The following is a 13628-nucleotide window of genomic DNA, read 5'->3' as shown; positions in this document are numbered from 1 at the left end:
CGTCCGGGCCGCGCGGGCGGATGGCCGCGCGGCCGGGCGTTTTCCGAAGGCCCCCGCCTCCCGGATTCGGGCGGCGGGGATTCGTCACTTGCGCTACGCTGCACTCAAAGGCGTTACATGACTACTACAAAGAAGACGGCCGAACGGCTCATCAAGAAGTATCCGAACCGCCGGCTCTACGATACCGAGACAAGCACGTACATTACGCTGACCGACGTGAAGCAGCTCGTGCTGGAGCAGGAGGATTTCAAGGTCGTCGATGCGAAATCCAACGAAGACCTGACGCGCAGCATCCTCCTGCAGATCATCCTCGAAGAGGAAAGCGGTGGCGTGCCGATGTTCTCGTCGTCGATGCTGTCGCAGATCATCCGTTTCTACGGTCATGCGATGCAGGGCATGATGGGCACGTACCTGGAAAAGAACATCCAGGCGTTCATCGACATCCAGAACAAGCTCGCGGATCAATCGAAGAACCTGTACGAAGGCAACGCGATGAATCCGGAAGTCTGGTCGCAGTTCATGAACATGCAGGCGCCGATGATGCAAGGGATGATGACGAGCTACATCGAGCAGTCGAAGAACATGTTCGTGCAGATGCAGGAACAGATGCAGAACCAGGCGAAGTCGATGTTCAGCACGTTCCCGTTCAAGCAGCCGGGAGCGTCGGAACCGGAGAAGAAGTAAGCGGCGATCCGGCGTGGGCGCGCAAAGTGTCGCGCCGGCATCGCGCGGGACGGCAACGGGCCGTTTCGCGGAACGATTGTCCGCACGGTGGCATTGCCCGCGAGTGCATGGGCGTTGTCGTACCGTGGCGCATCAGTGCAAATTAAAAAGGCCGACCGGCAAAGCCCGGTCGGCCGAATATCAGATAAAGCGCTGATTGTAAAAGATGCCGATGGCCGGATTTTCGGCCGGCTTATCGAACCGCGAAGCGGCTTGCCGCCGATCCGTTCGAGCAGTTGTTTCCGTAAATAAAGATATTTCTATTTTCGGAAAATGCCGAGTAGATGATCGGAAAAACTTCCTTGGCGCTGAACGAGTAAATGCCATCGTTGATGGATACGAGGAGATTGCCGCTCGTATCGGTTTCGATCTTGTCGATCTTGCCTGCCTTGCAAAGCGATTCCGCGGAGGCGTATGAGGATGCAGCAAGCATCATGGCCGAAACGAGGGCGGCCGCGAGTTTTCTCATGGTCTTTCCTTGATGAATGGATTGCTTGGTTGTGGTACGGGTAATGCGCGGTTCAGTGTTGCCAGGCTGAATAGGTGTCGAATATATTGGAGATTGATCGGGTGTTGGATGGGGGTGGCGGATTTGGAAATGATTTTTGTGGATTATTGACTATTTCAAAATATTTTTGTGAATTGTGTGTTGTGATGGTTTGCAAAGAATGCGGTGATTGGGTGGTCGTAAAAAATAAATTTATGGATTATTTTGAGTTGTGGTTTTGAGTCGTGGTGTGGTTTGGTGATTTTCATGTGGTTTGTTTTTCTATTTTTATTTTGTTGGTCGGATTTTTTGAATACGATTCATCGACAAACCCGAGGCCAGCGACGAGCGAGCCGCCGTGCCGGCCGATCGGTCGGGCAAGCGCTGATCGCGCTGGCGCGGGCCGCGCATCGGTGCTCGGGAAATAGACGGGCGGCCCGTTGGCGGGCTTCGACGTCAACGGCGACTTCGTACCGGGCGATGCGCGGGGCGCGCACGTTTCGTATGCGCGTTTCGGAACGCTACAGGCGATGGCAGGAAGATTCGCCCGGCGGCGTGCTGCGACGCGCAGGCATGCGATAACGGTGGCGTACAGGCTGGGTGCGTGCGGGGACGGTCGATAGCGATAGTCGCGCGCCTGCGCCGACAACCGGCCGACCGCAACGAGACGTGGCGCTGTGGTCGATCGGCGATGGCGACGATGCGGTCTGGTTCAACCGGTGCTTGATGGCTGCCACGTATCCGGCGCGAGCATCGGAGCGAGTACGGGCCTGCTGCGGCGGATTTTTGGCGATTTCGTCACGGAACTGGATGCGTCAGGATTCCGGATCGAACCCGTGTTCGTCATCCGACGGCGGTAGATCGAGAACGAGCTTGACCGCGCTGTAGTTCGCCTTGAGCGAGAACACGCGGCCGATCACGAGAAACGTCTGCCGGGAGTTTTCGAGCTCGACGAAGTCGCCCGGTTGCGGGACGTGCGCGCCCTGATCATACGAAAAGCTGGTGCTCGTTTGCTCGCCGATGGCTTCCGCCGCGTGCTCGGTGAATTCGATCGTGATGTGCGTGGTCATGCGAACCCCGTTGGGTCGATTGAAAAGGGTGGAGGGTTCGATTTTCGCATAGCGGTCGGCTGGATTCGGGCCGATTTCGGTGCGGCATGTGGCGCCGGTGGCGCGCCATGTCGCCTTTGCAGAAGGTGAAGCAGATCATCAGGCGGTGGCACGCATGAGAGAACAGGGTCGCCAGGAAGCGATGTATCCATGGCGCGTTAGCCGTTGTGCCGGGCAGAATCGCTCAGCGTGCTCGTCGCGCCGCCGCCCGAATGTGGCGCGACGACACGCTGATGAATGGTTGCCGCCTGATCAGCGGTGTCGAGCGTGACGGTCCCTGACAGGCGTGCCCACTCGACCGAAGCGAGCACGTGTCACGCAACGCGCACGCTTCGGCTCACAGCGCCAAGGTGGTGATCGTCGGATCCCATTCGTAGTAGCTATGGAACTTTTGCGTTTCCCCATCGGGCGCGAGCGTATACAACGCAAACCGGATCCAGAAACTCTCCGTTCCATTTCCAATGACGCGCGTGTCGAAGAGCGAGAACGACCTCGGGACATGAATCGCATCAAGGCCGTCCTTCGTCTCCGGATTGGGCTCCGCGGCCCGCGCCAACGTATAGCCGCGGTGGGTCAGCCCGATTCCCGGGCGCAAATCCAATACGTTATCGCCGCTCTGATGGACAAGATCGTAGACAATGACGGCGTAGCGTGAATTGGTGTGAATCGTGGTTCCGGTAAAATTGACGGAATCGAACTTTTTTGCATAGAACTTGATATTCCATGCCCCTTGGTTTTCGGATGGGCGATAGGGGTCGTCGCACAGCAGGTACTGGTGATTGTGCCCGACCTGGACGGGGCGGCTTTTGTCGGACGACACTTTCCCATTCGCTTCTTCTATTACTTTTTCTGCATTAATAACCGAGAGTAACGTGATTTCCTGAATGCTGGCGTCAACGCTGGGTCCCTTGTACATTTCATTTCCTCGGTAAGTAGATGGTTCGCATTCCTGGTAGGCGCATATAAGGCCGTGTTCCTGGATTTGCGGCGTGCTGTTCGATGCTCACGCACGACAAACCGTACATGCTGGAAAACAGTCGATCCATTACAGCCAATTACGCGCGGACGGCATCGAAACGCAGCGCAATTTCGAGAAGTCGAGGCGTCCCGATATTTCGACACATCGCCTTGTCGGCATAAACGGGAATGGCACCATCAGGAGCCGTGGTGTCGTGAAGATCTGGCCGAAGGTTTCGACCTCGCGCCAGCGCGCCCGGGGCCGGATAAAGCCCGCAATTCCGGCTTTCTGTCCCCATTAACACGCTTTGCCCGCGCCGTGAGGGGCGGGGGATGCGGACCGTCCGCCCCCCGACGCGATCGTCAATGACCGGCACGGAGCCGACGAGCACCCGGCATGGGCGCGCGCCGGCTAGCGCTGCGGGATTTTGCCTCGCCGTCCCTAAACGGCTGTAAACTCACGCTTTTGCCGCCACGCCCCCACACCCCAGATGTCTCAGTCCCCCAAAGTAGGCTTTGTCAGCCTCGGCTGCCCGAAAGCGCTCGTCGATTCCGAACAGATCATCACGCAACTGCGCGCCGAAGGTTATGAAATCTCCGGCAGCTACGACGGCGCCGACCTCGTCGTCGTGAACACCTGCGGCTTCATCGACGAAGCCGTGCAGGAAAGCCTCGACGCGATCGGCGAAGCGCTGACCGAAAACGGCAAGGTGATCGTCACCGGCTGCCTCGGCGCGAAGTCGAGCGCAAGCGGCTCGAACCTGATCGAGGAAGTCCACCCGAAGGTGCTCGCCGTCACCGGCCCGCACGCGGTGGGCGAAGTGATGCAGGCCGTGCATTCGCACCTGCCGAAGCCGCACGACCCGTTCGTCGACCTCGTGCCCGCGGCCGGCATCAAGCTCACGCCGCGTCACTACGCATACCTGAAGATCTCCGAAGGGTGCAACCACCGCTGCACGTTCTGCATCATCCCGTCGATGCGCGGCGACCTCGTCTCGCGCCCGGTCGCCGAAGTGATGCTCGAAGCCGAGAACCTGTTCAAGTCGGGCGTGAAGGAACTGCTCGTGATCTCGCAGGACACGAGCGCATACGGCGTCGACGTGAAGTACCGCACGGGCTTCTGGAACGGCAAGCCGATCAAGACGCGCATGACCGACCTGGTCGGCGCGCTCGGCGAGCTCGCCGCGCAGTACGGCGCATGGGTGCGCCTGCACTACGTGTATCCGTATCCGAGCGTCGACGAAGTGATTCCGCTGATGGCCGAAGGCCCGTTCAAGGGCCACGTGCTGCCGTATCTCGACGTACCGTTCCAGCACGCGCACCCGGACGTGCTGAAGCGCATGAAGCGTCCGGCGAACGCGGAGAAGGTGCTCGAGCGCGTGCAGAAGTGGCGCGAGATCTGCCCGGACCTGACGATCCGCAGCACGTTCATCGCGGGCTTCCCCGGCGAGACGGAAGCGCAGTTCGAAACGCTGCTCGACTTCATCCGCGAAGCGGAACTCGATCGCGTCGGCTGTTTCGCGTATTCGCCGGTCGAAGGCGCGACCGCGAACGACCTCGATGGCGCGCTGCCGGACGAAGTCCGCGAGGAACGCCGCGCACGCTTCATGGAAGTCGCCGAGGAAGTATCGGCGAACCGCATGCAGCGCAAGGTCGGCAAGACGCTCAAGGTGCTGATCGATGAGGTGAGCGCAGAAGGCGGCATCGGCCGCACGGCAGCCGACGCGCCGGAAATCGACGGCGTCGTCTACGTCGAGCCGGCGGCGAAGGCATCGAAGCGCTACAAGGTCGGCGATTTCGTGTCCGTGAAGATCACGGGCGCCGACGGGCACGATCTGTGGGGCGAGGTGTAAGCGATGGCCGCCGCATTCCCGGAGATTCTCGCGCTCGGCGAGGCGATGATCGAATTCAACCAGTCGCAGCCGGGGCGTCCTGAATTCCTGCAGGGCTTCGGCGGCGATACGTCGAACTTCTGCATCGCGGCGGCGCGCCAGGGCGCGTCGACGGGCTTCGTGTCGGCGATCGGCGACGATCCGTTCGGCCGCCTGCTGGCCGACATGTGGGCGTCGGAACGCGTCGACACGACGTACGTGCGGATCGACCGTTCGGCGCCGACCGGCGTGTATTTCGTCACGCACGGCGCCGACGGCCATCAGTTCGACTATCTGCGCGCGGGGTCGGCGGCGAGTCGCTATGTAGCGGCCGATCTGCCGCTCGACGCGCTCGCGGCCGCGAAGGCCGTGCATTTGTCGGGCATCAGTCTTGCGATCAGCACGGCCGCGTGCGACGCGGCATTCGCGGCGATCGATCATGCGCGCAGCAACGGCGCGCAGGTCAGCTTCGACACGAACCTGCGGCTGAAGCTGTGGCCGCTGCCGCGTGCCCGCGCGGTGATGCGCGAGGCGCTGCGGCAGACGGACATCTGCCTGCCGAGCTGGGACGACGTCACGGCGCTCACGGGCGCGAACGATCGCGACGCGATCGTCGACGCGATGCTCGAACACGGGCCGCGGGTCGTCGCACTGAAGCTCGGCAAGGAAGGCGCGTATGTCGCGACGCCGAACGAGCGGCGCGTCGTGCCGGGCTTCGCGGTCGAGGCCGTCGACGCGACCGGCGCGGGCGACTGCTTCGGCGGCGCGTTCGTCGCGCGGATCGTCGCGGGCGACGATCCGTTCGCGGCCGCGCGCTATGCCAACGCGGCGGCGGCGCTGTCGACGACCGGTTACGGCGCGGTCGCGCCGATTCCGCACCGCGATGCGGTGGAACGCCTGATGCAGGGCTGACGCGAAACGCGCACGCCGGCGCATTGGCCGCGCCGGTTCGCGCGGCCACGCAGGAACCGGGTCTCGACCCGGCACGGTCCGCGGTTGTCGGGCGAATCTGAAGCAAGGAGCAACACAACGTGGGTCGATATTCGGAATGGCAACGGGCGCTCGTCGTCGCGGGTGCGCTGGCAGTAGGCGTCGCGATGCCGACGGTGGTCGCGGCGCAGGCGGTCGCACCGGGCGTGCAGCAGGATGAACCGGCGCCGGCGCGGCCGCTGAAGCCGAATCCCGAGTTCGCCCGCCTGCCGCGCTACGAAGGCACGCTCGGCGATCGGCCGATCGTCGTGCATCTCGGCCCGAAGACGGACGAGGAAGGCGTGCACGGCGAATACCAGTTCGCCGACACGGGCGAGGTCGTGCTGCTCGCCGGCGATCGCGACGGCGATACGCTCGAGATCGAGGAGTCGAACGACGGCACGAACATCACCGGCGTGTGGATTGGCCGCTTCGACGCCACGGGCGACCTGAAGGCCGACCGGATGAATTCGGACGAATCGGATCCGCAGCCGGTCGTGCTGCGTCTGGCGCCGGGCAAGCGCGCGGCGCTGCAGGTGCGCGACGGCCGCGTGAACGAAATCGAGACGGTGGGCGGCATCGTCAACCTGCGTACCGACGACTGAGCGCGTGCTGGCTCGGTGTGCGCGGCGCGCATTGTACCGGGCCAAGCGTACCGATTTTGGCTAATCTAGCGACATATTCCGCAACCGAACGGCCTCGTGCCCGGCTCCCCGTCATGACTGCATCCACTCCCAAGCGCGCACTGCAAACCCGTATCGTTCAACCCGACGACGTCATTCCGGAAGGCTTCCGTTCGTTCGTGCCGCCGGTCGCGCGCGCGTCGACGGTCGTGTTCCCCGATCTCGCGACGATGCGCGCGCTGGTCTGGCACGACGACAACCAGTGGCGCTACGGGCTGCACGCGACGCCGACGTCGCTCGCGCTCGCGCAGCGGCTCGCCGAGATCGAAGGCGGCACGCACGCGCTGCTGCAGCCGTCGGGTCTCGCGGCGATCATGAACGTCTACTTCGGGATCGTGAAAGCGGGCGACGACGTGCTGATTCCGCATAACGTGTACGGCCCGAACGCCGATTTCGGCAACTGGCTCGCGAAGGATTTCGGCCTGACCGTGCGCTTCTACGATCCGCTGATCGGCGCCGGCATTGCCGGGCTGATCCAGCCGAACACGCGACTGATCTGGCTCGAGGCGCCCGGCTCGGTGACGATGGAAGTGCCCGACGTGCAGGCGATCACGGCGGCCGCGAAAGCGCGCGGCGTACTCACCGCGATCGACAACACCTTTTCGGCGGGGCTCGCGTTCAAGCCGTTCGAGCACGGCGTCGACATTTCGGTGCAGGCGCTGACCAAGTATCAGTCGGGCGGCAGCGACGTGCTGATGGGCGCGACGATCACCGCGAACGCGGAACTGCACGCGAAGCTGAAGCTCGCGCGGATGCGCTGCGGGATCGGCGTGTCGGTCGACGATTGCTCGCTCGTGCTGCGCAGCCTGCCGAGCATGCAGGTGCGCTTCGACGCGCACGGCAAGAGCGCGCTCTCCCTCGCGCAATGGCTGAAGACTCGACCGGAGATCGCGGCGGTGCTGCATCCGCAGATCGCCGACTGTCCGGGGCATGCGTCGTTCATGCGTGATTTCACGGGCGCGGGCGGGCTGTTCTCGGTGGTGTTCGACGCGCGCTACAGCGCGGAGCAGGTCGACCGTTTCGTCGAGTCGCTCGAGCTGTTCGCGATCGGCTGGAGCTGGGGCGGCGCGTGCAGCCTCGCGATGCCTTACGACGTCGCGTCGATGCGTCCGGACTGGCCGCATCGCGGCACGCTGGTGCGTTTCTACGTGGGTCTGGAAGACGAAGCCGACCTGCGCGCCGACATCGAGCGGGCGATGCAGGCCACTCTCGGCTGATCGCACGCCGGCAACGTCCGGCACAAAAACAAAACGCCGGCGCGATGCGATATCGCGGCGGCGTTTTTCATTGACGGTGCCGCGGGATCAGAACAGTCGCAGCAGCCCGTCGAGGCCGACATGGTCGAATGCGACGGTGGCGGCATCGCGCACGACGGGCTTCGCGTGGAACGCGACCGACAGCCCGGCTTCGGCCATCATCTTCAGGTCGTTCGAGCCGTCGCCCATCGCGATCGCGCGGCTCGGCTCGAGGCCGAGCGATGCGCACGTCTCGCGCAGCAGACGCGCCTTCACGTCCGCGTTGACGATTTCGCCGAGCACCTTGCCGGTGAGCTTGCCGTCGACGATCTCGAGCGTGTTCGCATGCGCGTAGTCGAGGCCGAGGCGGGCTTTCAGCCGCTCGGTGAAGAACGTGAAGCCGCCCGACACGAGCAGCGTCTTCAGGCCGGCGGCCTTCACGCCAGCCAGCATCGTCTCGGCGCCCGGCGACAGTTGCAGCCGTTCTTCGTACACGCGCTCGAGCGCGTGCGCGTCGAGCCCGGCCAGCAGCGCGACACGGCGCGTGAGGCTTTCGTTGAAGTCGCGGATCTCGCCGCGCATCGCCGCTTCGGTGATCTCCGCGACCTGCGTTTTCAGCCCGCAGAAATCGGCGATCTCGTCGATGCACTCGATCGTGATCAGCGTCGAATCCATGTCCATCACCGCGAGCCCGAAATCGCCGAGCGTGCGGCCGGCCTCGACGAAGCCGAAGTCGAGCGCATGCGTGCCGCAGTACGCGTCGATGTCGAGGCGTTGCGCCGGGTTCGCGTTTTCGATGCGCAGCGCGTGATCGTCGGTCTGCACGACGCGGGTGCCGCGCGACAGCGCGAGCAGCGGTTTGTGATGGGCGTCCGACAGCGGCGCAAGACTCTGGATGACGAGATTGTGGGTCATGACGAGTGGTTGGGAGGCGAATGAATGACGTGCGCGGCCCGCGGGCGGCCGCCTGCGAACGCGGGCCCCGTGCGGCTGCGGGCCGTTGTGTCGCGAACGCGCCATTGTAGCCGGTTGGCCGCGCAGGGCGCCCGGCGCCGGAGCGAAACCGTGCGCGCAGCGGTGGCGCTCACCCGTTTGCGCGATCCCAGTACGGCGGATCGCCGAAATGCTCGGCCAGGAACGCGATGAACGCGAGCGTTTTCAGCGGCACGTGCGCGCGGCTCGGATAGACGGCCCAGATCGCGACGTCTTCCGCGAACGGGTAATCGTCGAGCACGGTGACGAGCGCGCCGCTCGCGAGCAGCGGGCCGACGTCCCAGGTCGACTTGATCGCGATCCCGAAGCCGTCGACGAGCGCTTCGCGGATCGCCTCGCCGTTGCTCGCGACGAGCCGGCCGCCGACCCGCACCGTGAGCGGGCCCTGCGGCGTCGCGAACGACCAGTCGCGCTGGTCGCCGAGGATCACGCACTCGTGCTGGGTCAGGTCGGCCGGATGGCGCGGCGTGCCGCGTTCGGCGAGGTAGGCGGGCGAGCAGCACAGCACGCGGCGGTTAACGGCGAGCTTGCGGGCGACGAGCGTCGAATCCTTCAGCGCGCCGAGGCGGATCGCGACGTCGTAGCCGTCGTCGACCAGATCGACGATCTCGTCGGATAGCCGCAGATCGAGCGATACGGACGGGTAGCGGCGCAGAAACGCCGGAATTACGGGCGCGACGTGCTGGCGGCCGAACGACGACGACATCGACACCTTCAGCCGCCCGTACGGCTCGCTGCGGCCGCGGCCGACCGATGCGCGCGCGGCGTCGGCGGCGGCCAGCAGCGCGTCGGCGCGCGCCATGAAGATTTCGCCGTCCTGCGTGAGGCTGATGCGGCGCGTGGTGCGATGCAGCAACCGCGCGCCGAGCTGGCGTTCGAGTTGCGCGATGCGCGCGCTGGCGACCGCGGCCGACACGCCGAATTCTCGGCCGGCCGCGCTGACGTTCGCGAGTAGCGCCGCGCGCACGAACAGCGCGACGTCGAGCAGGTCGAGCGGCTTGTCGGGCGCAGGCATCGGATCGGACGTCATTATTCTGAAATTCCTGAAAATGTTTCAGGAAATATAGCGGTTTTCTCGAATGATCGGGGTGTCTACGATGGCACGCATGGAGGTTGCGCCGCAGCCTGTCCGAATTCCGTTGAAAGGAGTATCGAAATGAAAGCCGTTGGATTGACCCGTTATCTGCCGATCGACGACCCGCAAGCGTTGCTCGACGTCGAACTGCCGCAGCCCGTGCCGGGCCCGCGCGATCTGCTCGTGAAGGTCGAGGCGATTTCCGTGAACCCGGTCGACACCAAGGTGCGCGCGCCGAAGCCGCAGGTCGAGGAGACGCCGCGCGTGCTCGGCTGGGATGCGGCCGGCACGGTCGTCGCGGTCGGCGCCGACGTCACGCTGTTCCGGACCGGCGACGAAGTGTTCTACGCGGGCAGCATCACGCGGCCCGGCGCGAACAGCGAATTCCACGCGGTCGACGAGCGGATCGCCGCGCTGAAGCCGCGCACGCTCGACTTCGCGGCGGCCGCCGCGCTGCCGCTCACCGCGCTGACCGCGTGGGAAGCGCTGTTCGACCGGTTGCGCGTGTCGCCGCAGGGCGCGGACGCCGGCAAGTCGGTGCTGATCATCGGCGGCGCGGGCGGCGTGGGCTCGATCGCGATCCAGCTCGCGAAGACGCTCGGCAAGCTGCACGTGATCGCGACCGCGTCGCGCCCGGCGTCGGCCGAATGGGTGCGCGCGCTGGGCGCGGATGCGGTGGTCGACCATTTCGGCGACCTGCCGGCGCAGTTGCGCGAGCTCGGGCATCCGACGGTCGACTACGTGCTGATCTTCAACGATACCGACCATCATTTCCCGGCCGCGGCGGAAGTCATCCGGCCGCAGGGCGGCATTTGCACGATCGTCGAGAACGCGAAGCCGGTGCCGGTCGAATTGCTGAAGGCGAAGAGCGCCGCGTTTCATTGGGAATTCATGTTCACGCGCGCGATGTTCGAGACGCCGGACATGATCGAGCAGCACCGGATCCTCGGCGAAGTCGCGCGGCTCGTCGACGGCGGCACGCTGCGCACGACGCTCGGCGAACAGCTCGGCACGATCAACGCCGAGAACGTGCGGCGCGCGCATCGGATGCTCGAGGGCGGGCGCGCGATCGGCAAGCTCGTGCTGAGCGGGTTCTGAGCCGGGTACGCGCGATTAAGGTCGCGGCGCCGCGAACGCAAGCGGGGTAACACCCGATGCGTTTGCGGCGCATTGCGTCCCGCTTGGCGGTAGACTGGCAGCGCATCATGCATCTAAAACCGCGCGGCACGCGCGTGCCGCCGCATGACAAGGAGGTCAGCATGAGCCAACGCAGCTTGTCGGTCGCCGCATCGTGGTGGGTCGTGTTCGCGGCGGCGTGCGCCAGCGCGAGCGTATTCGCGGCGCCGCCGGTCAAGGGCAGCCTGAAGGGCGGCGGTACCGGACAGCTCGAATACACCGTCAAGGTCGACTCGAAGACCTTCGGCAACACGCAGGAGACCCGCAAGATTCGCTCGGGCGAGACGGACGATTTCAACTGGAAATCGGTGCCGCCGAGCGGCGCGGTCGCGATGCCGGATGGCTGCCCGAACGCCGACAACCTGCCGCGCGACGCGAACGGCGCGATGGTGCGGCAGACCCAGGTGCGGCTCGCGCCGTCGGTCGACGCGAAGGGCGTCGCCAACGTGCAGTTGAGTTTCCAGGCGGCCGCACCGAAAGGCACGCGCAGCGTGACGGCCGGCGGCAAGTCGCTGCAGTGTCCGGACGTCGTGTCGGTGAGCCAGGTGAAGTGGGTGTCGATTCCGACCAACGGCGGGTCGAAGTCCGTGACGATGAGCGACGGAACCAAGGTGACGGTGTCGATCAAGCATTGAGCGGTGCGCGCGAGCCGGAGCTTCTTCGGTGCGCGCGCAACCGGTTCGATTGGCGTAACGAGCGGGGCGGCGCGCGAGCAAGTCGCGCCGTGCCGCCGTTGCAATGCGCTCCGCTGCCCGCTTCGCGGTACGGCTCGCGCCGTCGCCGCCGCGCGTCACTGCGTGCGCTCTTCGAGCCGCGACGCGAGAAAGCGGTGATCGGCCGAGAACAGCCGGCGATAGGTCATCAGCACCGCGCCGACGGTGCCGAGCGCGGACGCCGCGGCGATCAGGAACATGATCACGATCTGGTAGCGCACGGCCTGCAGCGGCGACTGGCCGGCGAGCACCTGGCCCGTCATCATCCCCGGCAGGCTCACGACGCCGACCACCGCCATCTGATTCAGCGTCGGCAGCATGCCCGCGCGCACGGCCTGGCGTGCGGCGTCCTGCGCGGCTTCCCAGCGCGTCGCACCCAGCGCGAGCGCGGTTTCGACGCGATCGCGGCGCGCCGTGAGTTCTTCCATCATCCGCTCGACGCCGAGCGAGACGCCCGTCAGCGTATTGCCGAGAATCATCCCGAGGATCGGGATCGCATACTGCGGCGCGTACCACGGATGGATGCGGATCACGACGAACAGGCCGACCGCCGCGACGAACCAGCTGCTGAACCAGATCGACGCGATGCTGTCGACGCGCTGGCCGCGGTACGTGCGCTTGCCGCGCCCCGCGCCGGCGAAGCCGGCGATCAGCGTCATCAGCGCGGTGAGCGGCAGCACGACGTACCAGTGCGGATGACCGAACACCCAGCCGAGCACGTAGCCGATCGCCAGCAACTGCACCACGGTGCGCACCGCCGCGAGCGCGAGCTTGCGGCCGAGGCCGAGCGACAGCGCCGCCGAGATCGCGCCGTTGACGGCGACGAGCGCGGCGGCGATGCCGACGTCGACGAGGCTCAGATCCTGCAGTGCCGGACTCATTGCGCGGCCTCCGTCGGGTTGGCCGCGTGCAGGACGCCAGCCTGCATCACGAGTCGCATCGTGCCGATCCGCGCGGCCTGGGCCGGATCGTGCGAGATCCACATGTAGGCCCGTGCGTCGGGCGCCGCGTCGAACCACGCGCCGACGAGCGCCTCGATCGCGCGCGCCGATTCGGGATCGAGCGCGGAGGTCGGCTCGTCCAGCAGCAGGACGTCCGGGTCGAGCTGCAGCACGCGCAGCAGCGCGGTAATCTGCGCTTCGCCGCCGGACAGGTCGCTCGCGCGCTTGTCGAGAAAGTCGGCGCCGCGGCCGGCCTGCGCGGCGAGCGCTTCGGCGCGCGCGCGATCGAACGCGACGTCGCGATAGATCGCGAGCGAGTACGGGTAGCGCAATTGCGATTCGACGGTGCCGTCCATCTGCGCCGGGCGCTGGCGGACATAGGCGATGCTGCGCCGGTAACGCGGGATCGCACTGCGCCGGATCCGGCGGCCGCGCCACAGGAGGTGACCGCCGTCGAGCGGATCGAGCAGCGCGAGCGCGCGCAGCAGCACGCTCTTGCCCGACCCCGACGGTCCGGTGATAGCAATTCGCGATCCCGCGGCGAGGCTGAAATCGGTCGGGGCGAGCAGCGTCTTGCCGCTGCTGGCGTCGCGCCGCGTGATGTGCCGCGCGTCGATGAGGCCGGTGGGGGAGGTCATGTCAAAAATGAAAAAAAGCGTTAATGGCGCCGAAAGGCCGCCATCTCGTGCGCCATAA

The 13628-nt window shown here is 65.5% G+C and carries 16 protein-coding genes; 8 read left to right on the top strand and 8 right to left on the bottom strand.

The genetic code is table 11. The features are described from left to right. Positions 1 to 117: 117 nt before the first annotated feature. Positions 118 to 684 (top strand): polyhydroxyalkanoate synthesis repressor PhaR, encoded by a 567-nt coding sequence (gene phaR, locus CFB52_RS09145; RefSeq protein WP_006485265.1) that lies wholly within the window; start codon positions 118 to 120, stop codon positions 682 to 684. Between the two features lie 232 nt (positions 685 to 916). Here phaR and CFB52_RS09140 read toward each other — a convergent pair whose 3' ends face one another. The 4 genes from CFB52_RS09140 to CFB52_RS09130 all read right to left on the bottom strand — a co-directional run bounded on the left by CFB52_RS09140 (position 917) and on the right by CFB52_RS09130 (position 3235). After that, on the bottom strand, positions 917 to 1192 hold the full coding sequence (locus CFB52_RS09140; RefSeq protein WP_081059350.1) for a hypothetical protein: 276 nt from the start codon (positions 1190 to 1192) through the stop codon (positions 917 to 919). 283 nt (positions 1193 to 1475) lie between these two features. Beyond that, complete coding sequence (locus CFB52_RS34190; protein ID WP_143328706.1) at positions 1476 to 1670, bottom strand: hypothetical protein; 195 nt, start codon at positions 1668 to 1670, stop codon at positions 1476 to 1478. Between the two features lie 355 nt (positions 1671 to 2025). Then, complete coding sequence (locus CFB52_RS09135) at positions 2026 to 2280, bottom strand: hypothetical protein (protein WP_059583515.1); 255 nt, start codon at positions 2278 to 2280, stop codon at positions 2026 to 2028. 376 nt (positions 2281 to 2656) lie between these two features. Beyond that, on the bottom strand, positions 2657 to 3235 hold the full coding sequence (locus CFB52_RS09130; protein ID WP_059583513.1) for an inclusion body family protein: 579 nt from the start codon (positions 3233 to 3235) through the stop codon (positions 2657 to 2659). Positions 3236 to 3308: 73 nt separating this feature from the next. Here CFB52_RS09130 and CFB52_RS34185 point away from each other — a divergent pair, with 73 nt between their 5' ends. The 5 genes from CFB52_RS34185 (at position 3309) to CFB52_RS09110 (ending at position 8016) form a co-directional block, all read left to right on the top strand. Continuing rightward, on the top strand, positions 3309 to 3578 hold the full coding sequence (locus tag CFB52_RS34185; protein WP_143328705.1) for a hypothetical protein: 270 nt from the start codon (positions 3309 to 3311) through the stop codon (positions 3576 to 3578). 189 nt (positions 3579 to 3767) lie between these two features. Then, complete coding sequence (rimO, locus tag CFB52_RS09125; RefSeq protein WP_089464801.1) at positions 3768 to 5129, top strand: 30S ribosomal protein S12 methylthiotransferase RimO; 1362 nt, start codon at positions 3768 to 3770, stop codon at positions 5127 to 5129. A gap of 3 nt (positions 5130 to 5132) precedes the next feature. Then, complete coding sequence (locus tag CFB52_RS09120; RefSeq protein WP_089464800.1) at positions 5133 to 6059, top strand: sugar kinase; 927 nt, start codon at positions 5133 to 5135, stop codon at positions 6057 to 6059. 119 nt (positions 6060 to 6178) lie between these two features. Beyond that, positions 6179 to 6721, top strand: coding sequence for a hypothetical protein (locus CFB52_RS09115; RefSeq protein ID WP_089464799.1), 543 nt, complete (start codon positions 6179 to 6181; stop codon positions 6719 to 6721). 113 nt (positions 6722 to 6834) lie between these two features. After that, entirely contained in the window at positions 6835 to 8016 is a 1182-nt protein-coding gene (locus tag CFB52_RS09110) for a cystathionine beta-lyase (protein WP_099316451.1), read from the top strand. 87 nt (positions 8017 to 8103) lie between these two features. On the opposite strand, the gene serB is transcribed toward CFB52_RS09110, so the two are convergent. Beyond that, positions 8104 to 8949: a phosphoserine phosphatase SerB gene (gene serB, locus CFB52_RS09105; protein WP_059583505.1), complete on the bottom strand. Its 846-nt coding sequence runs from the start codon at positions 8947 to 8949 to the stop codon at positions 8104 to 8106. Between the two features lie 169 nt (positions 8950 to 9118). After that, positions 9119 to 10057, bottom strand: coding sequence for a LysR family transcriptional regulator (locus CFB52_RS09100; protein WP_059583504.1), 939 nt, complete (start codon positions 10055 to 10057; stop codon positions 9119 to 9121). A gap of 126 nt (positions 10058 to 10183) precedes the next feature. Between CFB52_RS09100 and CFB52_RS09095 the strand changes: the two genes are divergently transcribed. Next, the gene (locus tag CFB52_RS09095; RefSeq protein ID WP_089464796.1) at positions 10184 to 11200 is read left to right on the top strand and encodes a zinc-binding alcohol dehydrogenase family protein; all 1017 of its coding nucleotides are present in this window, start codon (positions 10184 to 10186) and stop codon (positions 11198 to 11200) included. Between the two features lie 161 nt (positions 11201 to 11361). Continuing rightward, complete coding sequence (locus CFB52_RS09090; protein WP_099316641.1) at positions 11362 to 11913, top strand: DUF6013 family protein; 552 nt, start codon at positions 11362 to 11364, stop codon at positions 11911 to 11913. A gap of 155 nt (positions 11914 to 12068) precedes the next feature. Here CFB52_RS09090 and fetB read toward each other — a convergent pair whose 3' ends face one another. Then, the gene (gene fetB, locus CFB52_RS09085; RefSeq protein WP_059583499.1) at positions 12069 to 12872 is read right to left on the bottom strand and encodes an iron export ABC transporter permease subunit FetB; all 804 of its coding nucleotides are present in this window, start codon (positions 12870 to 12872) and stop codon (positions 12069 to 12071) included. After that, entirely contained in the window at positions 12869 to 13570 is a 702-nt protein-coding gene (locus CFB52_RS09080; protein WP_099316450.1) for an ATP-binding cassette domain-containing protein, read from the bottom strand. The genes fetB and CFB52_RS09080 overlap by 4 nt, the downstream gene beginning before the upstream one ends. Between the last annotated feature and the right edge of the window lie 58 nt (positions 13571 to 13628).

Source organism: Burkholderia sp. AU18528, assembly GCF_002223215.2.
Classification (GTDB): Bacteria; Pseudomonadota; Gammaproteobacteria; order Burkholderiales; family Burkholderiaceae; genus Burkholderia; species Burkholderia semiarida.
The sequence above is the reverse complement of the archived record's forward strand: the minus strand, read 5'-3'. Positions and strand labels throughout refer to the sequence as shown.

Coding starts and splice junctions, on each gene's coding strand:
- phaR (WP_006485265.1), top strand. CDS start 118: ATGACTACTACAAAGAAGACGGCCGAACGGCTCATCAAGAAGTATCCG.
- CFB52_RS09140 (WP_081059350.1), bottom strand. CDS start 1,192: ATGAGAAAACTCGCGGCCGCCCTCGTTTCGGCCATGATGCTTGCTGCA.
- CFB52_RS09135 (WP_059583515.1), bottom strand. CDS start 2,280: ATGACCACGCACATCACGATCGAATTCACCGAGCACGCGGCGGAAGCC.
- CFB52_RS09130 (WP_059583513.1), bottom strand. CDS start 3,235: ATGTACAAGGGACCCAGCGTTGACGCCAGCATTCAGGAAATCACGTTA.
- rimO (WP_089464801.1), top strand. CDS start 3,768: ATGTCTCAGTCCCCCAAAGTAGGCTTTGTCAGCCTCGGCTGCCCGAAA.
- CFB52_RS09120 (WP_089464800.1), top strand. CDS start 5,133: ATGGCCGCCGCATTCCCGGAGATTCTCGCGCTCGGCGAGGCGATGATC.
- CFB52_RS09110 (WP_099316451.1), top strand. CDS start 6,835: ATGACTGCATCCACTCCCAAGCGCGCACTGCAAACCCGTATCGTTCAA.
- serB (WP_059583505.1), bottom strand. CDS start 8,949: ATGACCCACAATCTCGTCATCCAGAGTCTTGCGCCGCTGTCGGACGCC.
- CFB52_RS09100 (WP_059583504.1), bottom strand. CDS start 10,057: ATGACGTCCGATCCGATGCCTGCGCCCGACAAGCCGCTCGACCTGCTC.
- CFB52_RS09095 (WP_089464796.1), top strand. CDS start 10,184: ATGAAAGCCGTTGGATTGACCCGTTATCTGCCGATCGACGACCCGCAA.
- CFB52_RS09090 (WP_099316641.1), top strand. CDS start 11,362: ATGAGCCAACGCAGCTTGTCGGTCGCCGCATCGTGGTGGGTCGTGTTC.
- fetB (WP_059583499.1), bottom strand. CDS start 12,872: ATGAGTCCGGCACTGCAGGATCTGAGCCTCGTCGACGTCGGCATCGCC.
- CFB52_RS09080 (WP_099316450.1), bottom strand. CDS start 13,570: ATGACCTCCCCCACCGGCCTCATCGACGCGCGGCACATCACGCGGCGC.